The 23,263-nt window shown below is 45.8% G+C and carries 21 protein-coding genes; 20 read left to right on the plus strand and 1 reads right to left on the minus strand.

What is annotated here, in order from left to right; all coding sequences use genetic code 11:
• Window positions 1-425 precede the first annotated feature (425 nt).
• The 8 genes from N693_RS0114590 (at window position 426) to N693_RS0114630 (ending at window position 10,947) form a co-directional block, all read left to right on the plus strand.
• A complete protein-coding gene (locus N693_RS0114590; RefSeq protein WP_025785567.1) occupies window positions 426-1,277 on the plus strand; it encodes a 3-hydroxybutyryl-CoA dehydrogenase in 852 nt (283 codons plus the stop codon).
• A 14-nt stretch (window positions 1,278-1,291) separates the two neighbouring features.
• Window positions 1,292-2,428, plus strand: a complete 1,137-nt coding sequence (locus N693_RS0114595) for an acyl-CoA dehydrogenase (protein WP_025785568.1) — start codon at window positions 1,292-1,294, stop codon at window positions 2,426-2,428.
• A gap of 418 nt (window positions 2,429-2,846) precedes the next feature.
• Window positions 2,847-3,986: an acyl-CoA dehydrogenase gene (locus N693_RS0114605; protein WP_025785569.1), complete on the plus strand. Its 1,140-nt coding sequence runs from the start codon at window positions 2,847-2,849 to the stop codon at window positions 3,984-3,986.
• A gap of 15 nt (window positions 3,987-4,001) precedes the next feature.
• Window positions 4,002-4,634: a TetR/AcrR family transcriptional regulator gene (locus N693_RS0114610; RefSeq protein ID WP_025785570.1), complete on the plus strand. Its 633-nt coding sequence runs from the start codon at window positions 4,002-4,004 to the stop codon at window positions 4,632-4,634.
• A 40-nt stretch (window positions 4,635-4,674) separates the two neighbouring features.
• The gene (gene icmF, locus N693_RS0114615; protein ID WP_025785571.1) at window positions 4,675-7,944 is read left to right on the plus strand and encodes a fused isobutyryl-CoA mutase/GTPase IcmF; all 3,270 of its coding nucleotides are present in this window, start codon (window positions 4,675-4,677) and stop codon (window positions 7,942-7,944) included.
• 448 nt (window positions 7,945-8,392) lie between these two features.
• Window positions 8,393-8,560 (plus strand): hypothetical protein, encoded by a 168-nt coding sequence (locus tag N693_RS20280; RefSeq protein WP_156028934.1) that lies wholly within the window; start codon window positions 8,393-8,395, stop codon window positions 8,558-8,560.
• Between the two features lie 51 nt (window positions 8,561-8,611).
• Entirely contained in the window at window positions 8,612-9,163 is a 552-nt protein-coding gene (gene rpoE / locus N693_RS0114625; RefSeq protein WP_025785572.1) for a DNA-directed RNA polymerase subunit delta, read from the plus strand.
• Between the two features lie 182 nt (window positions 9,164-9,345).
• Window positions 9,346-10,947 (plus strand): CTP synthase, encoded by a 1,602-nt coding sequence (locus N693_RS0114630; RefSeq protein WP_025785573.1) that lies wholly within the window; start codon window positions 9,346-9,348, stop codon window positions 10,945-10,947.
• Window positions 10,948-11,210: 263 nt separating this feature from the next.
• Here the strand turns inward: N693_RS0114630 and N693_RS0114635 are convergent, their stop codons facing one another.
• The gene (locus N693_RS0114635) at window positions 11,211-11,726 is read right to left on the minus strand and encodes a DUF2529 family protein (protein WP_025785574.1); all 516 of its coding nucleotides are present in this window, start codon (window positions 11,724-11,726) and stop codon (window positions 11,211-11,213) included.
• 139 nt (window positions 11,727-11,865) lie between these two features.
• Here N693_RS0114635 and N693_RS0114640 point away from each other — a divergent pair, with 139 nt between their 5' ends.
• From N693_RS0114640 to N693_RS0114695, 12 genes are all read left to right on the plus strand, one after another.
• Entirely contained in the window at window positions 11,866-12,237 is a 372-nt protein-coding gene (locus N693_RS0114640) for a response regulator (RefSeq protein ID WP_371257566.1), read from the plus strand.
• Window positions 12,238-12,348: 111 nt separating this feature from the next.
• Entirely contained in the window at window positions 12,349-13,206 is an 858-nt protein-coding gene (locus N693_RS0114645; RefSeq protein ID WP_025785576.1) for a class II fructose-bisphosphate aldolase, read from the plus strand.
• A 106-nt stretch (window positions 13,207-13,312) separates the two neighbouring features.
• Window positions 13,313-13,960: a fructose-6-phosphate aldolase gene (gene fsa / locus N693_RS0114650; protein ID WP_025785577.1), complete on the plus strand. Its 648-nt coding sequence runs from the start codon at window positions 13,313-13,315 to the stop codon at window positions 13,958-13,960.
• Between the two features lie 19 nt (window positions 13,961-13,979).
• Window positions 13,980-15,263 carry a UDP-N-acetylglucosamine 1-carboxyvinyltransferase gene (locus N693_RS0114655; protein ID WP_025785578.1) on the plus strand — a complete coding sequence of 428 codons (1,284 nt, stop codon included), beginning with the start codon at window positions 13,980-13,982 and terminating at the stop codon, window positions 15,261-15,263.
• A 98-nt stretch (window positions 15,264-15,361) separates the two neighbouring features.
• Entirely contained in the window at window positions 15,362-16,327 is a 966-nt protein-coding gene (gene glpX, locus N693_RS0114660; RefSeq protein ID WP_025785579.1) for a class II fructose-bisphosphatase, read from the plus strand.
• A 112-nt stretch (window positions 16,328-16,439) separates the two neighbouring features.
• Window positions 16,440-17,723: a transcription termination factor Rho gene (gene rho / locus N693_RS0114665; protein ID WP_025785580.1), complete on the plus strand. Its 1,284-nt coding sequence runs from the start codon at window positions 16,440-16,442 to the stop codon at window positions 17,721-17,723.
• Between the two features lie 778 nt (window positions 17,724-18,501).
• The gene (gene rpmE, locus N693_RS0114670) at window positions 18,502-18,714 is read left to right on the plus strand and encodes a 50S ribosomal protein L31 (protein WP_025785581.1); all 213 of its coding nucleotides are present in this window, start codon (window positions 18,502-18,504) and stop codon (window positions 18,712-18,714) included.
• Window positions 18,715-18,816: 102 nt separating this feature from the next.
• Entirely contained in the window at window positions 18,817-19,419 is a 603-nt protein-coding gene (locus tag N693_RS0114675) for a thymidine kinase (protein WP_025785582.1), read from the plus strand.
• Window positions 19,420-19,580: 161 nt separating this feature from the next.
• The gene (gene prfA / locus N693_RS0114680; RefSeq protein WP_025785583.1) at window positions 19,581-20,657 is read left to right on the plus strand and encodes a peptide chain release factor 1; all 1,077 of its coding nucleotides are present in this window, start codon (window positions 19,581-19,583) and stop codon (window positions 20,655-20,657) included.
• Window positions 20,650-21,501 carry a peptide chain release factor N(5)-glutamine methyltransferase gene (prmC, locus tag N693_RS0114685; RefSeq protein ID WP_025785584.1) on the plus strand — a complete coding sequence of 284 codons (852 nt, stop codon included), beginning with the start codon at window positions 20,650-20,652 and terminating at the stop codon, window positions 21,499-21,501. The genes prfA and prmC overlap by 8 nt, the downstream gene beginning before the upstream one ends.
• 46 nt (window positions 21,502-21,547) lie before the next feature.
• Complete coding sequence (locus N693_RS19335) at window positions 21,548-22,141, plus strand: stage II sporulation protein R (RefSeq protein ID WP_025785585.1); 594 nt, start codon at window positions 21,548-21,550, stop codon at window positions 22,139-22,141.
• A gap of 60 nt (window positions 22,142-22,201) precedes the next feature.
• Window positions 22,202-23,248 carry an L-threonylcarbamoyladenylate synthase gene (locus tag N693_RS0114695; protein WP_025785586.1) on the plus strand — a complete coding sequence of 349 codons (1,047 nt, stop codon included), beginning with the start codon at window positions 22,202-22,204 and terminating at the stop codon, window positions 23,246-23,248.
• The last annotated feature ends 15 nt before the right edge of the window (window positions 23,249-23,263 follow it).

Consider the following 23,263-nt stretch of genomic DNA (forward strand, 5'->3'; position numbering starts at 1 on the left):
AAGTTTATGAGCGGGATTCGGAGATTATGATCACATTCCGGGTTTTATGAGCAGTTTTGAAGTTTTATGATCACATTGAAGCGTTTATGAGCGGAATCTGAGATTATGATCACAATCTCCGAGAGTGGCAAGGATTGGCTTCAATGAAGGAGCCAAATGTCTTCTCCTCTCTACAGAAAATGCTTCGCAAAGCGAAGCACACCAATTAATCTTGGTTTTGATTGGTTAAGAGCACTTTGCGCGACATTGTGGAGCCCGTGAGCGATTGGATTCCGCCGCGTGCGGAGGTTTATGATCACAATCCAATATTTATGAGCAAAATCAAAAGTTTATGAGCATTTCGAGTATGCCAGATTAACAACATTTCATCTGAACCTTGAAAGCACGCACCACCAATCAACACCAACCTGAAAGGATGAACATACATGAACATTCAAAACGTAATGGTAATCGGCGCAGGTCAAATGGGTGGCGGCATCGCGCAAGTTTGTGCGCAAGCAGGATTCAATGTGACCCTCAATGATGTCAAAGAGGAATCTTATGCAAAAGGCATCAAAGTTATCGAGAAAAACCTAGCTCGCAACGTAGAAAAACAGCGTATGACAGAAGATGAAAAACAAGCTGTCCTTGGTCGCATCACGAAATCACTTGATATCAATGATGCTAAAAACGTTGATATTGTCATCGAAGCGGCAGTAGAAAACATGGACATCAAAAAATCCATTTTCAAACAACTGGACGAAATTGCACCGTCGCACACGATTCTTGCCACGAACACATCATCATTGCCCATCACAGAAATCGCAGCGGCAACGAAGCGTCCAGAACAAGTCATCGGCATGCACTATATGAACCCCGTACCGGTTATGAAACTCGTTGAAATTATTCGTGGTTTATCTACATCAGACGCCGTATATCAAGCTGTCGAGGACATGACGAACAAACTTGGTAAAGTACCTGTGGAAGTGAATGACTACCCAGGATTCGTTGCAAACCGTGTCCTTATGCCGATGATCAATGAAGCGATTTTCACACTCCAAGAAGGTGTCGCAACGAAAGAAGCGATCGACGAAGTTATGAAGCTTGGGATGAACCATCCAATGGGACCACTTCAACTCGCAGATTTCATCGGACTCGACACATGCCTGTACATTATGGAAACGCTGCAAGAAGGCTATGGCGATCCGAAATATCGCCCGTGTGCACTACTTCGTAAATACGTTAATGCTGGATGGCTCGGCAAAAAATCAGGGCGGGGCTTCTACTCGTACTCATAAAAGGGGACTAACTTATGGATTTCCATTTCACCGAAGAACAACAGATGATGCGCAAACTGGTAAAGGATTTTGCAAAAGCGGAAATCGAACCATTTATTCCAAACTTAGAGGCGGATGAATTCCCGACAGAAATTCTCAAGAAGATGGGGGAACTCGGACTCATGGGGATTACCGTTCCTGAAGAGTATGGTGGCGCTGGCATGGATTTCGTCTCGTACATTAGTGCAATCCACGAACTTTCGAAAGTGCACGCAACGGTCGGAGTCATTCTTTCTGTACATACATCCGTAGGTACCAACCCGATTCTATACTTCGGAACAGAAGAACAGAAAGAACGATATTTAAAAAGAATGGCAGCTGGCGAATTACTCGGCGCATTCTGTCTGACAGAACCTGCATCGGGTTCAGACGCAGGCTCCTTGAAAACGCGAGCTGTGAAAAAGGACGGCGGTTACGTCCTGAACGGCTCAAAAGTATTCATCACAAATGGTGGGGAAGCGGACGTTTACATCGTCTTCGCCGCAACTGATCCATCAAAAGGATCATATGGCATTTCGGCTTTCATCGTAGATGGTGATACTCCGGGATTAATTATCGGGAAAAACGAAGACAAAATGGGCATGCACGGTTCTCGTACCGTCCAGCTCACATTCGAAGATATGTTTGTACCTGAAGCAAACTTGCTTGGGGAGGAAAATGCAGGCTTCAAAATCGCCATGGAAAACCTCGATGTCGGACGAATCGGTATCGCAGCACAAGCACTTGGTATCGCAGAAGCAGCACTTGAAGCTGCTACTGACTATGCGAAAGAGCGTGTCCAATTCGGTAAACCAATCGCTGCAAATCAAGGGATCGGCTTCAAAATTGCAGATATGGCAACCGCTACAGAAGCCGCGCGTTTACTCGTTTATCGAGCAGCTCAACTTCGTGCTGAAAACAAATCATGCGCACAAGAAGCATCCATGGCTAAACTTTTTGCCTCCCAAACGGCGATGGACAACGCAATCGAAGCCGTTCAAGTATTTGGTGGCTATGGGTACACGAAAGACTATCCCGTGGAGCGCTACTTCCGCGACGCAAAAGTTACTCAAATCTACGAGGGCACGAGCGAAATCCAACGCATCGTAATTTCCAAGAATCTTACGAAGTAATTAGTAAATTAGGAGAGCCGTGGTGGCAATCAAATCTGTCAGGCTATCTCCTATAAATAAAAAAATCTGATCAAGCGAGTCACGAATCCGTTCAAGCCAGCGGAAAAGTGATCAAGAGAGCCGAGAATCCGCTCAAGCAAGAGGAAAAGTGATCAAGCGAGTCACGAATCCGCTCAAGCAAGAAGAAAGTGATCAAGCAAGCTGGGAATCCGCTCAAGTAAGAGGGAAAGTGATCAAGCGAGCCGCGGTTCCGCTCAAGCAAGCGGGAAAGTGATCAAGCAAGCCACGAATCCGCTCAAGCCAGCGGAAAAGTGATCAAGCGAGCCACGAATCCGCTCAAGCAAGCCGCGAATCTGATCAAGCGACTCATGAATCCACTAAAGCAAGCCACGAATCCAATAGAAAAGAGGAACTCACCATGAACTTTACACTTTCTGAAGAACACGAAATGATCCGCAAAATGGTCCGCGACTTTGCAGAAAACGAGGTCGCACCGACAGCAGCTGAACGTGACGAAGAAGAACGCTTCGACATGGACTTATTCAAGAAGATGGCGGAACTTGGACTTACGGGGATTCCTTGGCCAGAAGAATATGGTGGCATCGGAAGCGACTACCTCGCATACGTTATCGCAGTCGAAGAACTGTCACGCGTTTGTGCGTCAACAGGGGTAACTCTATCTGCCCATACGTCACTCGCTGGATGGCCAGTGTTTAAATATGGTACCGAAGAACAAAAGCAAAAATACCTTCGTCCAATGGCTGAAGGATCGAAAATCGGTGCGTATGGGCTGACAGAACCTCAATCAGGATCCGACGCTGGCGGCATGAAAACAACAGCAAAACTCGATGGTGACGACTATATCTTGAACGGCTCGAAGATTTTCATCACAAACGGTGGCATCGCTGACATCTATATTGTCTTTGCGGTAACTGACGCAGACTCGAAGCACAAAGGGACGACTGCATTCATCGTTGAAGCAGATTATCCAGGCTTCTCTGTTGGGAAAAAAGAGAAAAAGCTCGGCATTCGTTCATCACCAACAACAGAAATCATCTTCGACAACTGCCGTGTGCCGAAAGAAAACATGCTCGGTGAAGAAGGTCAAGGCTTCATCATCGCGATGAAAACCCTCGACGGTGGACGTAACGGAATTGCAGCTCAAGCAGTCGGAATCGCTCAAGGTGCACTGGACGCAGCAACAGGTTACGCAAAAGAGCGTGTACAATTCGGAAAGCCAATCGCTGCGAACCAAGGGATTGGTTTCAAACTTGCAGACATGGCGACGGCGACAGAAGCGTCTCGTCTATTGACATACCAAGCTGCATGGCTCGAGTCCAACAACCTACCATACGGAAAAGCCTCCGCAATGGCGAAACTCATGGCGGGCGACACGGCGATGAAGGTCACTACAGAAGCGGTTCAAGTCTATGGTGGATACGGATATACGAAAGACTATCCAGTCGAACGCTTTATGCGCGATGCTAAAATCACGCAAATCTATGAAGGCACGCAAGAAGTGCAACGCCTCGTCATCTCCCGTATGCTGACGAAGTAAAAAGGGGGTCAGATGATGGAACTGAAACATCAAGTAAAGTCGTCTGTAAAAGATGGCGATTTAATCGAAAAGCGGCGTGACCAGATTATCCAAGGCGCCGTCCGGTTGTTCAAACAAAAAGGATTCCACCGCTCGACGACACGGGAAATCGCAAAAGAAGCAGGATTTAGTATCGGCACGCTATACGAGTACATTCGTACGAAAGAAGACGTGCTGTACCTCGTCTGTGACACGATTTACAACGAAGTGCAGCACCGTCTTTCGGGAATTGCGGACGAAGAAGCGACGATTGACGGACTCACCCGTGCAATCGACGTCTATTACAGGCTAATCGATGATTTGTCTGATGAATTCGTCGTCATGTACCAGGAATCGAAATCGCTGCCGAAAAATGCGCTCGAATATGTGCTGGAAAAAGAACGTGGAATGACAGGGTTATTCGAAACTCTACTTCGTGCATGCTCAGATGCTGGGGAGCTACGCATCACGGAAAACAGCATCGGACTTGCGGCACACCACATCGTGATCCAAGGGCAAATGTGGGCATTCCGTAGATGGGAACTGAAACAGATGTATACATTAGATGGCTATATTGAATTTCAAACCGACCAGTTACTGAACGGATTAGTGAAGCCTGCTAGCAATTAATGAATGGGGAATGGAAAACAAAGCAAAGGGGTGCACGAATATGGCAACAGCAGAAACGCAACAAGAGATCTACAAACCGACACATCACGTGCGATTTGTGACGGCATCAAGTCTATTTGACGGGCACGATGCGAGCATTAACATCATGCGACGCATTTTACAATCGACGGGTGCAGAAGTCATTCACCTCGGACACAACCGCTCTGTAGAAGAAGTTGTGAACGCTGCAATCCAGGAAGACGTCCAAGGAATTGCGATTTCATCGTACCAAGGTGGGCATGTCGAGTACTTCAAATACATGTATGACTTGTTGAAGGAACGCGGCGCGGGTCATATTAAAATCTACGGCGGCGGGGGCGGCGTCATTATCCCGAAAGAAATTAAAGAGCTGCACCAATACGGCATCGCCTGGATCTTCTCTCCTGAGGATGGTCGCAAACTCGGCCTCCAAGGGATGATCAATCGCATGGTCGAAGAGTGCGATTACGCGACGGAAGTGAAGGACGAAATGGCTTATTTGGAGCAAGTCGAAACGACAAAGCCCGAACTGCTTGCGAACCTTATTACGTATGCAGAAGAGCATTATGATGATCAAGACGAGAAAGCATCGACTCTACTGAATCGCGCGCGTGAACTATCCAAAGGAACGCCGGTTCTCGGGATTACGGGAACAGGAGGAGCCGGAAAAAGTTCTCTAACAGATGAATTAATCCGCAGATTCCTTCATGAACTACCGGATCGAAAAGTCGCGATTCTGTCCATTGACCCGACGAAACAAAAAACGGGCGGTGCGCTTCTAGGTGACCGGATTCGGATGAATGCAATCTTCAATAAGCGCGTCTTCATGCGCAGTCTTGCAACACGTGGCTCCCGTACGGAACTTTCCGGCGCATTGAAAGATGTGCTTGATATCGTCAAGGTAGCGGGCTATGACCTGATCATCGTGGAAACGAGCGGGATCGGGCAAGGGGACGCAGAAATCGACGAAGTCTCTGACGTATCGATGTACGTGATGACGAGCGAATTCGGGGCACCCTCACAACTCGAGAAAATCGACATGATTGACTTTGCAGACTTGATTGCCATCAACAAATTTGAACGAAAAGGCTCAGAAGATGCATTGAGCCAAGTTCAGAAGCAGTACCAACGTAGCCGCCTTTTATTTGATAAATCGTTGGAAACAATGCCTGTCTACGGTACAATCGCGAGCCAATTCAATGACAAAGGGACGAATACGCTATTCGCTGCAATCGTTGATACGCTGAATAAAAAATGTGGAAGCGACTGGACGACGTCTTACACTGAATTCGTGAAAACACAGAAACAGAACGTCATCATTCCGAACGACCGCCTGCAATACTTACGTGAAATCGCTACGACGGTACGTGGTTACCATAAACACGCAGAACAGCAAGCCCATCTTGCAACGAGAATGTATCAGCTTGAAGGAGCGCTCGCAGAAGTGCGAGAAAAGTCACCTGAAGATGCACTCGTGAAATCCCTTGAAATGCTCCATGACAATGTGCGCAACGAGATGACTGCAGAATCTAGACGTATTCTGGATAACTGGAACACGTTGAAAGAATCGTATGCAAAAGACGAATTCATCACGAAAATCCGGGATAAAGAACTCCGGACAGCGCTCACGACAAAGAGCTTATCCGGTTTAAAAATTCCTAAGGTGGCGTTACCGAAGTTCAAAGACTACGGCGAGATTATTCGCTGGGTATACAAAGAAAACGTACCAGGCTCATATCCGTATACAGCAGGCGTATTCCCATTCAAACGTGAAGGGGAAGATCCGAAACGTCAGTTCGCGGGAGAAGGTACGCCGGAACGTACCAATCGCCGATTCCATTACTTGTCGAAAGACGACGATGCGAAACGTCTATCTACAGCATTCGACTCGGTAACACTTTACGGAGAAGATCCTGACGAACGCCCAGACATTTACGGAAAAGTAGGGGAATCTGGCGTTAACATCTGTACGCTTGAGGATATGAAGAAGCTCTATGCTGGATTTGATCTTTGTGCGCCATCGACTTCCGTTTCAATGACCATCAACGGTCCAGCGCCGATTATCTTAGCGATGTTCATGAACACTGCGATTGATCAGCAAGTGAAGAAACAGGAAGAAGAACTCGGCCGCGCCTTATCGGTTGACGAATTCACGGAAGTTCGAGAAGCAACGCTGAAAGTAGTCCGTGGAACGGTGCAAGCCGATATTCTTAAAGAAGACCAAGGGCAAAATACGTGTATCTTCTCAACAGAATTTGCACTTCGTATGATGGGGGATATCCAGCAGTATTTCATTAACAAAAAAGTACGTAATTATTATTCTGTGTCCATATCGGGCTATCATATTGCTGAAGCCGGAGCAAATCCGATTTCGCAACTTGCGTTCACACTCGCAAACGGCTTCACGTATGTCGAATACTATTTGAGCCGTGGCATGAACATCGATGACTTCGCACCGAACTTATCGTTCTTCTTCTCGAACGGTCTCGATCCGGAGTACACAGTTATTGGTCGCGTTGCACGTCGCATCTGGGCAGTTGCAATGCGTGAGAAATACGGTGCTAACGACCGTAGCCAAAAGCTGAAATATCACGTTCAGACGTCAGGTCGTTCGCTTCACGCCCAAGAAATCGATTTCAATGATATTCGTACAACATTGCAAGCACTCATGGCATTGCAAGATAACTGTAACTCTCTCCACACCAATGCGTATGACGAAGCGATCACGACACCTACGGAAGAGTCTGTGCGTCGCGCAATGGCGATCCAAATGATCATAACAAAAGAGCACGGACTTTCGAAAAACGAAAACCCGCTCCAAGGATCGTTCATCGCAGAAGAATTGACGGATCTTGTCGAAGAAGCAGTCCTTCAAGAATTCGACAAACTCAACGACCGTGGCGGGGTCCTTGGTTCAATGGAAACACAGTACCAACGAGGCAAAATTCAAGAAGAATCCATGCTGTATGAGATGAAGAAACATTCAGGCGAGCTCCCAATCATAGGCGTCAACACCTACTTGAACCCGAACCCGCCATCTGAAGAAGACATCGACAGTATGGAACTCGCACGCGCAACACAAGAAGAAAAAGAAACACAAATCAAAAACCTGCGTACGTTCCAATCCGCTCACAGCAGCGAGGCAGAACAAGCACTAGCAGACCTAAAACAACTCGCCATCTCAGGTGGCAACATCTTCGAGGCCCTCATGGAAACCGTAAAAGTCGCAAGCCTCGGTCAAATCACCAACGCCCTATACGAAGTAGGCGGGCAATACCGTCGTAATATGTAACAAAAACACCAAAAGAGCGCGGGAACCCCACGCTCTATTTGGTGCTTTTTCGCATGCGATTTGCGGAATTGGAATTAGCAGCGTTTTCTATTATCCATCCGCTTAACGTAGAGGCTGCTCGCTATATGTGGTTTCTATGTTTATCTTTAGTTTATAAGAGATCCACTCTCCTCAAAACTTCCAGAGAATATCCTATATAGCCAGAATAACCGTTGATCGAAACGAAAGACGGCGACTCCTGCGGATCAGCGAAAATCGAAGACCCCGCAAGGAGCGAAGCGAACTGAGGAGACTGAGATTGAGCCCGCGGAAAGCGTCCGTCTGAAGTGCAGTTCAACACAGTCCTACTAGCCCACATGAATTTATTCACAAACAAAATGAATTTCAGTGGATTTTAAACCCAAAACCCGAGTATACTATAAAGAATGGCCGAAAAGGGGTGCGGAAGTTGAAGATGGCACTTCATCTTGTTATCATAATCACACTAATCGTACTAACCTATCTCCTATACGGAGAAGGATTTGGTGCAGTTCCCTTCCTGCTCGCGGCCGTCTATTTACTCGTGATCAGCTGGAAAGAATTCAAGCGTTTCCGCATGAATAGAAAAACACAGTAACAAAGCACCAGTCGAATACATGAAAAAAGCTTCAGAAAGGGCGTGCATCTCATGGACTATAAAAACATGACAAAAGAACAACTACTTGAGGAATCACTGATCGACATTACCTTTGCGATTTTTGAAGATCGTCGCGAACCTATTACATTTCAAAAACTAATGGATGAAATCCGTAGTCTTACAGGAATCAGCAAAAAAGAAATGGAAGAACGCCTTCCCCAATTCTACACAGACATCAACATCGACGGTCGTTTCATGGCTATGAACGACGGCGGATGGGCACTTCGTGAATGGTACCCAGTCGACCAGATTGAAGAAGAAACTGCACCTGTCGTTAAAACTCGTAAGAAAAAGAAAAAAGCTTCAGACGATGACGATGATGACGAGTTGGAAGACTTGGATGACTTGGACGAGGATGAAATCTTCGAAGAAGACTATGAAGAACTCGGCGATGAAAAAGATGATGATGACGACGATGAAGTAGATTCTGACGAAGATGAAGTCGAAGATCCTGCCGAAGGTCTTGAAATCATTCCTGATGAAGACATCGATTTAGATGAAGAAGACGAAGAGGAAGAAGAGGAAGAGGAAGAAGAATTATAATCATTCCTTGACTTCTAAAGTCATCCGCTATACAATCTAATTGGGCTCCTTTTTAAAGGACAAACGAACGGATGTTTAAGCGCTCCTTCTGCAGAGAATACTGCAGCAGGGGCGTTTTTTCGTTATTGCACCATATAGAAATTAGCTTTTCCCGACTACTACACACATTGGAGGAATCATTCATGACGAAATATATATTCATTACAGGCGGTGTCGTTTCCTCACTCGGAAAAGGCATAAATGCAGCATCACTCGGTAGACTTCTTAAAAATCGTGGCTTGAAAGTGACAATGCAGAAATTCGATCCATATATTAACATTGATCCGACTATGATGAGCCCACTTCAGCACGGCGAAGTGTTTGTCACGCAAGACGGAGCAGAAACAGATCTCGATATCGGTCACTATGAGCGTTTTATCGACATCGATCTAAACCAATATTCTAATATCACGATGGGGAAAGTGTATTCACTCGTTCTTCAAAAAGAGCGTAATGGCGAGTATAACGGAGCAACTGTTCAAGTTATTCCACACATTACGAACGAAATTAAAACACTCATTAAGCGTGCAGGACAAGAAATGCATGCAGACGTCGTCATTACAGAAATCGGTGGTAGTGTCGGTGACTTTGAATCATTACCGTATCTTGAAGCAATCCGTCAAATGAAAACGGACCTAGGCAAAAATGATGTCATGTACATCCACAATACACTCGTTCCTTATTTGAAAGCGGCAGGAGAAATGAAAACAAAGCCTACACAGCACAGTGTGAAAGAGCTGCGTAGCCTAGGTATCCAACCGAATATGATCGTCTTGCGAAGCGAGTATCCAATCCCGCAGGAAATGAAAGATAAAATTTCGTTGTTCTGTAACATTAAGCCGGAAGAAGTCATCGAAGCGAGAGATGCAGAAACATTATACGAAGTGCCACTTCGTTTGCATGAACAAAAGATGGACGATATCGTTGTCGATTACCTTGGTTTAGATGTGAAGCAACCTGAAATGGACGAAGTGAAAAAACTCGTTAGTCTCGTGAAGAACCTATCCAAAACGGTTCGCGTTGCACTCGTTGGAAAATACGTGGAATTGCAAGATGCGTACATTTCTCTCGTGGAAGCAATGTATCATGCAGGGTATGCGTTTGATGCAGATATTGACATTAAATGGATTAACTCTGAAGAAGTCACTGCTGAAAACGTAGCAGAATTGCTATCAGACGTAGACGGATTGCTCGTACCAGCTGGTTTCGGAGAGCGCGGAGTAGATGGAATGATCCATGCGATTGCTTATGCACGTAAAAATGATCTTCCGTTCCTTGGAACAGGTCTTGGCATGCAACTCTCAGCAGTTGAATATGCACGTGACGTGATGGGTCTTGGACATGCACATTCAGTAGAATTCGATGCACATACCAAGGATCCAATCTTCTTGTTGCACCCGGACTTCCGTAACGGACGCGAAGACGAAAGCACATTGCGACTAGGAAGCTATCCATGTGAAGTGAAAAAAGGTTCAAAAGCATATGAAGCGTATGGTAAGGACCTCGTTGAAGAGCGTCATCGTCATCGTTACGAATTCAACACTGCTTATCAAAAGCAGTTTGAAGACGCAGGTATGGTCATTTCAGGAATTAGCCCGGACGAGCGTCTCGTAGAAATTATCGAAGTACCAAGTCATCCGTTCTTCATTGGATGCCAGTTCCACCCAGAGTTCGTATCACGTCCAACAGCTCCACAACCGCTTATCAAGAGCTTCGTGAAAGCTGCACTTGCTCACCAAAAGTAATGAAAGCCAAACCCCCTATTCCGCGTGATGCAGAATAGGGGGTTTTTATGAATTAATATCGGGAAGGGGAATATCCGCTCAATCGCGTGGGAAAACTGCTCAAGCAAAGCCGGATCCGCTCAAGCAGGACGAAAAACTGCTCAAGCAAAGCCGAATCCGCTCAAGCAGGCCGGAAAACTGCTCAAGCAAAGCTGAATCTGCTCAAGCACAACAGGAAGCCCCACAAACCTGATCCGAAATCCCCTAATATTATTAAAACTCCATTAAATATCCATCAACATTTCATCATAAGAAAGCTTCACGGCTTCGTAAACAAACAACGATGCAAGCAAGTGGGGTTCCACGACGCGTCCACCTTCATCGTTTGGCAACAAGCCTTTGGAAATTCCTGTTGAAATATAGATATCTGCAAGCTCCGACAGCTCATTCTTATCCGTTGCTTTCTCTGATGCCACAACTGCAAACGCAACGTTCTGTTTTGCTAAATCTCTTGCGATTTCAAGAACATCTTCATCCACCGAGCTTCGTGTAAACAGCCAAACACGATCCATAGTACCTAATTCAAGATCCTTAGAAAACTGAGTCGCGTTAGTAAAAGGTTCAGCACCTTCTATTGCGTTGATCACGACTCCTTTCAATTCTTTTATTCCTACCAATACCACACGCCCATCGCCAACAGCTGCCTGAGCAAGCAGTCTAGCGGTGTCTTCGATCGCCTCTTCATGGTTTGTTGCAGTCCTTTGCAAGAGACCTGCAATTTGTGTCGTCAACATTTTCATAACTACACCTCCATAAGTAGTATAGTGAATTAGAAATCATTTAGCGATAAAAGCAGGAATTATTACCTTTTTGTCAAATTACTAATAATATTCAAACTAATTTAATTCGGACTAAAGTAGTGACTATATATTAAAGGGAGTGGGCAGTTTGAAAAAGTTGTTAATCGTAGATGACCAAGCTGGTATTCGTCTGTTGCTCGATGAAGTCTTCAAAAAAGAAGGTTATGAAACCGTCCTTGCCGCAACTGGTAAAGAGGCGTTACTTCGCGTAGAGAACGACGAACCGGACTGCATCCTATTAGACATGAAAATGCCTGGAATGAATGGGGATGAAGTCCTGAAACAAGTAAAAAGTGACAGACCAAACCTACCAGTTGTCATGATGACAGCATATGACGTAATAGAAGCTTCTGATTCGGAAGCGCAACATCAGGCTGACCACTATTTCACAAAACCATTTGACATCCACCAAGTACGACATACCATTAATCATTTGTTACGAGAAACCTAGAGTCTACTTCCTAAGTGGAAGTGGACCGGTTTTTTTGATATGATGAAGGTGGAATACATCAAAAAATAAATCGAACGCGATCCGTTTCCATATTCGAAGGAGGAACTGCACATGGCACTCGTATCAATGAAAGAAATGATGATTAAAGGTAAGCGGGAAGGATATGCAATCGGGCAATTCAACTTGAATAACCTAGAATACACGCAAGCGATTCTACAAGCGGCCCAGGCTGAAAATTCGCCAGTCATCCTAGGTGTATCTGAAGGTGCAGCACGTTACATGGGTGGTTTTACAACAGTCGTTCACATGGTTAAGGGTCTTATGCACGACTACAAAATCACAGTACCGGTTGCGATTCATCTAGATCATGGATCGAGTCTTGAAAAGTGTAAGGAAGCAATTGACGCTGGATTCACATCCGTCATGATTGATGCTTCTGCAAAGCCTATCGAAGAAAACATTGCGATTACAAAGCAAGTCGTGGAATATGCGCATCCTAAAAACGTTTCCGTTGAAGCGGAACTAGGCCTAGTCGGTGGTCAGGAAGACGACACAATTGCAGAAGGCGTCATGTATGCAGACCCTGCAGAGTGTAAACGTCTTGTTGATGAAACGAACATCGATTGCCTCGCACCAGCACTTGGTTCTGTACACGGTCCTTATAAAGGTGAGCCGAATCTAGGATTCAAGGAAATGGAAGAGATTTCGAACCAATCGGATCTTCCACTCGTCTTACATGGTGGAACTGGAATACCGACAAAAGATATCCAGCGTTCCATTTCACTAGGAACATCAAAAATCAACGTTAACACTGAAAACCAAATTCAAGGAACGAAGAAAGTACGTGAAGTGCTAGCGGCTGACTCAGAAGTTTACGATCCACGTAAATTCCTCTCACCTATGCGTGAAGCGATTCAAGCAACAGTTGTGGAGAAAATGCGTGAATTCGGTAGTTCTCAAAAAGCGTAACCTACTGAGCGTTTCTTGCGTAAATGACTAGACAAAACCTATAGGGGGAGACATTCCGGAAACGGATGAATCTCCTCCTTTTCAAATTTAAGGAGGAGCACGGACTATGAAATTTTTCATCGATACAGCGAATTTTGAAGAAATTAAAGAAGCCCACAGTTGGGGGATTTTGTCTGGAGTAACAACAAACCCTTCACTCGTGGCGAAAGAGAATATCTCTTTCCACGATCGGTTAAAAGAAATTACGGCACTTGTCCCAGGTTCAGTTAGTGCAGAAGTTATTGCACTCGATGCTGAAGGCATGATTAAAGAAGGTCGTGAACTTGCAGCCATCGCACCGAATATTACTGTAAAATTGCCAATGACTCCTGAAGGCTTAAAAGCATGTTCGGTATTCGCGGCTGAAGGCATCAAGACGAATGTAACGCTGATTTTCAGTGCAAACCAAGCATTGATGGCAGCGCGTGCCGGAGCTACATACGTGTCTCCGTTCATCGGCAGACTCGATGATATCGGTCAAGATGGTTTAGCATTGATCGAAACAATTGCAGATATCTTTACGATCCACAACATTGACACAGAAATTATTGCAGCATCAATCCGAAGCCCACAACAGATTACAAATGGTGCACTTGCAGGTGCTCATATCTCAACAGTTCCATTTAAAGTATTGCAGCAACTGTTCAGCCATCCACTGACAGACAAAGGGATTGAACAATTCTTGAAGGATTGGGAAGCCCGCGACAACAAGTGATTGTGTAAAGGAGATTGAAATGGAAGTATATAAAATACAAGGCGGCACCCCTCTAAAGGGAAACATTAAAGTTAGCGGAGCGAAAAACAGTGCAGTTGCACTTATTCCTGCGTCCATTTTAGCGGATTCCCCAGTTACGATAGAAGGACTGCCCGAAATTTCCGATGTCCATACGTTACAGAACTTGCTCGAAGATATCGGAGGCAACGTAGATTTTCAAGATGGAACGATGACCATCGATCCTTCTGAAATGATTTCCATGCCGCTTCCGAATGGTAACGTGAAAAAGTTACGTGCCTCGTATTACTTAATGGGTGCCATGCTCGGGAAATTTAAAAAAGCGGTCATCGGATTACCTGGTGGTTGTCATTTAGGACCCCGCCCGATTGATCAGCACATTAAAGGTTTTGAAGCACTCGGAGCCAAAGTCACAAACGAACATGGCGCAATCTACTTGCGCGCAGATGAGCTGAAGGGTGCGAAGATCTACCTGGATATCGTCAGCGTTGGCGCGACGATCAATATCATGCTTGCTGCGGTACTCGCGAAGGGGAAAACCGTCATTGAAAACGCAGCGAAAGAGCCCGAAATTATTGACGTTGCAACCTTGCTATCCAACATGGGTGCCAACATTAAAGGTGCAGGTACGAACGTAATTAGAATTGAAGGCGTTGAGAGCCTAAACGGCACACGTCACACCATCATTCCGGACCGTATTGAAGCCGGGACGTTCATGATTATGGCAGCAGCTGCTGGTGATGGTGTCACAATCGAGAATGTTATTCCACTCCACGTGGAAGCAGTAACAGCGAAACTCCGGGAAATGGGCGTTGTTGTGGAAGAAGAGGAAGAAAAGATTTTCATTCCAAAAACGAAGGCGCTCAAGGCGGTTGATGTGAAAACGCTCGTTTACCCAGGATTTCCAACGGACTTGCAACAACCGTTTTGCGTACTATCCACTCAAGCGGATGGAGCCTCAATGCTTACGGATACGATCTATTCAGCACGGTTCAAACAGATTGATGAACTTCGTAGGATGAACGCAAGTAGTAAGGTCGAAGGACGTTCTGCGATTATTCATGGCCCCACACCGCTCCATGCAGCAAAAGTGAAGGCGAGTGATTTGCGTGCTGGTGCTTCGCTTGTCATTGCGGGATTGATTGCTGAAGGGGAAACTGAAATTCAAGGGATTTCACATATTGAACGAGGCTATGGTGGTTTAATCGAAAAACTGCATGGTCTTGGTGCATCCATTCAAAAAGTGGAAGTTCCTGATGAAGATGACGCTCAAAGCAATTTATAAAACAGTTTAGTGCTCATTCAAACGTGTGCTATAATAGAGCGAACGATTGAGACAGTTACACAATCTGCAACTAGCAGAAAACGGGAGGAATTCTAGAGATGGAACGCAGTTTATCGATGGAACTTGTACGTGTGACAGAGGCAGCGGCAGTTGCCGCATCGCACTGGATGGGACGAGGTTTGAAAAACGAAGCGGATGACGCAGCAACAACGGCAATGCGCACGGTGTTTGATACAATTCCGATGCAAGGCGTTGTTGTGATTGGTGAAGGTGAAATGGACGAAGCGCCAATGTTATACATTGGAGAAGAGCTTGGAACAGGCACTGGACCTTTCGTAGACGTTGCAGTCGATCCACTTGAAGGGACAAACATCGTAGCATCGGGCGGTTGGAACGCACTTGCGGTTCTCGCTATCGCGGACAAAGGAAATCTCCTGAATGCCCCTGATATGTATATGGACAAAATTGCAGTGGGCCCTGAGTGTGTTGGTAAAATTGACATTAATGCGTCAGTCACTGACAACTTGAATGCTGTTGCAAAAGCGAAAAACAAGAAATTAAACGAAATCACGGCAACCGTTTTAAATCGTGAACGACATGCAGACATCATCGCTGAAATCCGTGCTGCGGGTGCTCGCATCAAGCTCATTAACGATGGAGACGTAGCGGGTGCTATCAACACAGCATTCGAAGGTACAGGCGTCGACATTCTTTTCGGACTTGGCGGAGCTCCTGAAGGCGTTATTGCAGCAGTAGGACTGAAATGTCTGGGTGGAGAAATCCAAGGGAAACTCATTCCTATGAATGATGCTGAACGAGAGCGTTGCGTGAAAATGGGCATCGATGTCGACAAAGTCCTTTACATGGACGACCTCGTAAAAGGGGACGACGCAATCTTTGCAGCAACTGGTGTAACAGATGGCGAGCTCCTTCGCGGCGTACAATTCACAGGTGGCCACTCTAAAACGCATTCACTCGTAATGCGCTCTAAGTCTGGTACTATCCGTTTTGTTGAAGGACGTCATAGCATGGACAAAAAACCTCATCTTGTGATGAAAGACTAAGTAACCCCTAAATTGCCCGGCACTTCAGCCGGGCAATTCTTTTGTACCCCAGCAGCAATTGCTGCACCCCCAAAACATATGAATCCTAAACTTTAAAAGAGTGGTGCCAATAATGACAATGATAACCTTAGCTGACTTGGAAAACATGACGCTCAAAGAGCTTTATGCACTTGCCAAGGAATATAAAATTAGCTATTACAGCAAACTGACAAAAAAAGAACTCATCTTTTCCATACTGAAATCACGTGCTGAACAAGAAGGCTTCTTCTTCATGGAAGGCGTACTAGAAATCATTCAATCTGAAGGCTATGGCTTCTTACGCCCGATCAACTACTCATCGAGTTCTGAAGATATCTACATTTCAGCTTCCCAGATCCGCCGATTCGATTTACGAAACGGGGATAAGGTCACAGGGAAGGTACGCCCACCAAAAGAGAACGAACGCTACTATGGTCTCCTGCAAGTCGAAGCGGTCAACGGGCAAAACCCTGAAGTCGCAAGAGAACGCGTCCACTTTCCAGCGCTAACACCGCTTTATCCGACGCGTCATATTAAGTTGGAAACAGATTCAAGCAATCTATCCACAAGAATCATGGACTTAGTATCTCCAGTCGGTTTTGGACAACGTGGCCTGATTGTCGCACCGCCAAAAGCGGGTAAAACGATGTTGCTAAAAGAAATTGCAAATGCAATCACTACAAACCATCCTGATACAGAACTCATCGTCCTACTCATCGACGAACGTCCAGAAGAAGTAACAGACATTGAGCGCTCAGTGAATGCAGACGTCGTCAGCTCCACATTCGATGAAGTTCCTGAAAACCATGTAAAAGTGGCAGAATTGGTACTGGAGCGTGCGATGCGACTCGTAGAACATAAACGCGATGTTGTCATTCTCATGGACTCTATCACACGTCTCGCACGCGCCTATAACCTGATTATTCCACCAAGCGGACGTACATTGTCCGGAGGGATCGATCCAGCTGCGTTCCACCGTCCGAAACGATTCTTCGGTGCGGCACGTAATTTAGAAGAAGGCGGTAGCTTGACGATTCTCGCAACGGCCCTCATCGACACAGGTTCACGAATGGATGAAGTCATTTACGAGGAATTCAAAGGAACCGGCAACATGGAACTGCACTTGGACCGCACACTCGCAGAACGCAGAATCTTCCCGGCCATCGACATCCGTCGTTCAGGAACCCGCAAAGAAGAACTCCTCGTCCCAGCGGGCCAACTCGAAAAACTATGGGCAATCCGAAAAACATTCTCAGACGCCCCCGACTTCGCTGAACGTTTCCTAAAGAAACTCCGACAATCCAAATCCAACGCCGAATTCTTCGAAAAACTAAACGGCGATATGAAAAACCAGCGTAATGGAAAAGGGTTACTCTAACAAAAAGCAGGCGGCCAATAGATGGCTGCCTGCTTTTATCTCCGGATTAAGGAGTTATGCGTGGAATTTCATTGATACGTATAGCTGACGGCAAGGTTATGAGCACTATTTAAGATTTAAGAGCACTATTTTGCTTTTATGATCACTTTCCGGCATTTATGAGCGTAATCCAAGATTTATGATCACTTTACAGCGTTTATGAGCAGAATCCCGTTTTTATGATCATTTTCCGATATTTATGAGCAAACTTCTCATAAGTAGGGACCTTAATCTTAAACAAAGACTCCTCCTAAAGCGGAAGGCGTCGCACAGTCCGGTTTTGCAAATGAAAACGGAGCGTCACGAGCAATATCTTCTCAAACGATACACATGATGTGAATTCTTTGATTAAAGCGATTGGCCAAGCGCAAACAATTACCGTTGATCGAAACGAAAGACGGCGACTGCTAGGGGATTGATAAAGAAAACAACATAATTGCGTGGCTTCCTGTCGCAACGGTTGCATGACCTACATCCTGTAGGATCGCGCCTGTCTGAAGTGTAGATCAACACTGTTGATAGCCAAACATTGAAACGGAAATGAACCCAGTCTACTCACCAAATTTCTCAAACAAAAACCTTGCGCACAGCCACACAATTTGATAAGATTAACTCATATGATTCATATACGACTGACATACACGGGTCGTGTAAGGCATCTGTCTTTTACTGGGAAGGCGAAAGCCAACCAGAATAAAAACTCTGTACCAGATGGTTCAGGGCGAGAGGAGAGAGACCGATGAAAGTAGGAATTCACCCAGATTACAAACTATCAACTGTTTCATGTTCTTGTGGTAACACATTCGAAACAGGTTCTGTCAAAGAAGACATTAAAGTAGAAGTTTGTTCAGAATGCCACCCATTCTACACTGGACGCCAGAAATTTGCTGCAGCGGACGGCCGCGTCGACCGCTTCAACAAGAAATATGGCCTCAAAGAAGAAGGCAAGTAAGAACGGCTTTCCAGTTCCCGTCCGGTGCACTTGCGCCGGGCGGGAATTTTGGTTTTACGAGCACTTATCCTTATTTTTCAGATAGACGAAAGGGGATTCACCATGTACGTTTCGATGCAAGGCGGATGGGTTGAAGTCATTTGCGGAAGTATGTTCTCAGGGAAATCTGAAGAGCTGATTCGCCGGATCCGACGCTCTCAATTCGCTAAACAAAAAATCGCTGTTTTCAAACCGGAACTTGACAACCGGTACAGTGAAGAAGCGGTCGTCAGCCATAATGGGACAACCGTCATTGCGATGCCGGTTTCCTGTTCAGCTGATATTGTTGCACAAGTAACGGATGATTGTGATGTCGTTGCAATAGATGAAGCTCAATTTTTTGATGATGGAATTGTCGATACCGTTATGGAACTCGCAAACCACGGGTTTCGAGTGATCGTCGCCGGTCTCGATCAAGACTTCCGAGGAGAACCATTCGGCCCAATGCCGAAACTGATGGCGATTGCGGAAATCGTCACGAAATTACAAGCGGTCTGCACGATCTGTGGTTCACCTTCAAGCCGAACTCAACGTCTCATCAACGGGAAACCCGCAGGCTTTGACGACCCCATTATCTTAGTTGGGGCGTCGGAGGCATACGAACCCAGATGTCGCATGCACCACGATGTACCAAAAGGGATTTCCATCCAACCAACCGCTAAATAACAACATGCTGAAGAGACAAGCTGCTAAGCAGATTGTCTCTTCCTTACTTTATCCAACAAAATCTATCCACACAATCAGCTTGCGACATGTGCACTGTATATTTGCGAGCAGCAATACCGTACAATAACACTAAGACCAAACTAATTAGAGGTGAATCGATTATGTATGACAGACTCCAAGCAGTTGAAGATCGATACGAAAAACTGAACGAATTGCTGAGTGATCCAGAAGTTGTCAGCGACCTGAACAAACTCCGAACCTATTCCAAAGAGCAATCGGACTTACAAGAAACCGTAGACGCCTATAGGGAGTACAAGGACGCAATAGAAGCGAAACGAGACGCCAAAGAAATGCTCGAAGAATCCACGGATGCCGATATGGAAGAGCTGATCAAAGCTGAACTTTCAGAGCTTTCAGCGACTATTGAAACACTCGAGGGTCGATTGAAGTTGTTGCTCGTACCAAAGGACCCGAACGACAACAAAAACGTCATCATGGAAATCCGTGGGGCCGCAGGTGGAGACGAAGCTGCATTATTTGCCGCCAAACTTTACCGCATGTATAGCAGATTTGCAGAACTCAATCACTGGAAAATTGACGTAATGGACTCTGCTCCGACTGAACTGGGCGGTTTCAAGGAAATCATCTTCATGATTAGCGGGAATGGAGCATTTTCGAAACTGAAATTTGAGAATGGAGCACACCGAGTCCAACGTGTCCCGGAAACGGAATCAGGCGGTCGTATCCATACATCTACCGCCACTGTAGCCGTCTTACCTGAAGCAGAAGAAGTCGAAATCGACCTGCATGACAAAGACATCCGAACCGATACATTCGCATCATCAGGTCCTGGAGGTCAGTCCGTCAATACGACCATGTCTGCAGTTCGGCTCACTCACTTGCCGACAGGCATCACTGTCTCATGTCAGGATGAAAAATCGCAAATCAAAAACAAAGAGAAAGCGATGAAAGTTTTACGTGCACGCGTCTACGATAAATTCCAATCTGAAGCGCAGGCGGAATACGATGAAAAACGGAAATCTGCGGTAGGCACTGGAGATCGTTCAGAGCGTATAAGAACGTACAACTTCCCACAAAATCGAGTCACAGACCATCGGATCGGGTTCACCATTCAAAAGCTGGATCAGATTATCGAAGGGAAAATGGATGAAGTGATTGAAGCACTTACGCTAGAAGACCAAGCGCGTCGATTAGAAAGTCTGGAAGCCCATGATTGAGACGATCCAACAAACGCTAAAACGATTAGAGGCGCGACTTGCTAGTAAAGGGTTGGACGTCAACGCGGCGTTTTTGCTTCTAGAGCACGTTACGCAAAAATCTCGAGCGTCCCTTCTTGCTGAGTTGCGCGAACCGCTGACCGAACAGCAGATGCTCCAATTCGAGGATCTCTCATCGGAATTGTTAACCGGTAAACCTATTCAGCATATCATCGGGCAAGAATGGTTTTACGGACGGCCGTTTATCGTCTCAAAAGACGTACTCATTCCGAGACCTGAAACGGAAGAACTGGTCCAAGGAGCTATGCATCGAGCAACTAAGCTATTCGGTAATGAGCCGATACGAGTGGCGGATATTGGTACAGGAAGTGGTGCAATTGCAGTGACATTCCAACTTGAATGTCCGAATGCACAAGTGACTGCTACTGATATTAGTGAAGCAGCACTCACGGTTGCCCGCCAAAATGCGGAGCAGAACGGTTCTCAAGTGACCTTTGTACAAGGGGACTTGGCGCAACCTCTACAAAACGAAAAGTGGGATATCGTGTTATCCAATCCACCATATATAGGGTTGGACGAAGCATCATCCATGTCGCCTACCGTTTTGGATTACGAACCGCATGGTGCGCTCTTTGCTGAAGAAAATGGTCTCGTACTCTATCGAAAGCTTGCGGAAACACTACCTGCTATTATGAAGAAACCCGGCTTGATTGGTCTGGAAATTGGCTATTTACAAGCATCCTCCGTTCAACGACTCTTTCAAAATGCTTTTCCGAAAAGTAAGATTGAAGCCGTCCAAGATATGAATGGGAAAGATCGAATGATATTTTGTGAGATTCAGTGAATAAACTCTTCTGAACCTGTCCACAATGAGGTCAGGAGGGGATGACATGTTACCAGATTATCCACAGCTCGCACAACAACCGATTTTGACAACTGAACCGAACTATAAATGGAGAAAGCGAGTAATCGCTCTCATAGAATTCATTTTAATACTTGTTATGCTTCAAGCGATTCTCACACTCTTTCAAGAGCACACAAGTGAAGAGCCAATTCGCTATCGTATTCTCGCACACTCGGATGCTCCTGCAGATCAAGCGATCAAAATGCGTATTCAACAAGCAATTGAGCCAATGATCGCAGGTGCGATTGCACGAGCGACTACTGAAGAAGAGTTGCTAAGCGAACTAGAAGAGCTTGAAGTAGAAATGCTAGCTGCTGCAAACTTGCATTCACCCGATCGTGTCGTTACTCTTGAACGAAAAAACGCACTGTTTCCAGCAAAGCGAGTGGGCTTTGAGATTTATCCACAAGATATTTATGACGCATACGTATTGACGATTGGAAGTGGACGCGGCGCGAACTGGTGGTGTTCCATTTTTCCAAAAGTTTGTTACCCGGAAGAAGAGAAGGTAGAGACTGCAGAGAATGAAGAAGAAGTAAAATTCTTCGTATGGGAGTGGATAACTTCTTGGTTCGAATAAGGATATCCATAGATACTTGTGGATAACTTTGCTAGAAGCGTTGAAAAGGAGGATGAATTTATGAACACTCGAACGTTAAAAGTGGATAAAGATGTTGATAACATAGATAGTTATCAACAAACTGTGGATTGTTTGCGAAATGGAGGTCTTGTAGCGTTTCCAACAGAAACGGTGTATGGCCTTGGAGCCCTTGCCACTGATCCAGGTGCAACAAAACGGATCTTTGAAGCAAAAGGCCGCCCTTCTGACAATCCACTGATCGTACATATAGGAACTAAAGAAGAAGTGAACGAGTATGCGGCAGAAATCCCTGGAAGTGCGCTCCGGTTGATGGAAGCATTTTGGCCAGGCCCGCTAACGTTGATTTTCAATGAAAAGCCAGGCGTCATCGCAGAAAGTGTCACGGTTGGAAGAGGGACTGTCGGACTGCGTATGCCAGATCATCCAGTTGCGCTGAAGTTGTTGCGACTACTTGGTGGCCCCCTTGCAGCACCGAGTGCAAATCGAAGCGGAAAACCGAGTCCGACGAAAGCGAGTCACGTCGCGCGAGACTTAGATGGAAGAATTCCATTCATCTTAGATGGTGGTGCAACAGGTGTTGGGGTGGAGTCGACGGTCATTGATATGACAGTAACGCCACCTGCCATTTTGCGTCCTGGCGGGGTCACTGCCGAAATGATAGAGTCGGTTATTGGCCCTGTTCGATCGGAAATACGTGTAGAAGAATCGGAAGCGCCACGTGCTCCGGGTATGAAATACATGCACTATTCTCCAGATGCACCAGTTTGGTTAATTGAACCAAATGCAAAACAGATTGAACAAGCTGTGCAGGATTTGATGAACGAAGGTAAAAAAGTTGCGGTTATCGGACCTGATGAATTGAAAACGGACAAGCCATCCTGGTATTTTGCGACAGGTGCGTACGGAGATCCTCATCAGCTGGCAGCGAATCTTTATGACGCCCTTCGAAATTGCGATGAAACTGAAGCAGATGTGATATTGGCGGTGGAAGTCCCTTCTGAAGGAATGGGTCTAGCTGTCATGAATCGGCTGAAAAAGGCTGCAGACGGGAAAAGGTTTTCGAATATAAAATCGGATGCACAATAAGATTACGAAAACAAT

The sequence above is a fragment of the Sporosarcina sp. D27 genome (genome assembly GCF_000586555.1).
GTDB lineage: Bacteria > Bacillota > Bacilli > Bacillales_A > Planococcaceae > Sporosarcina.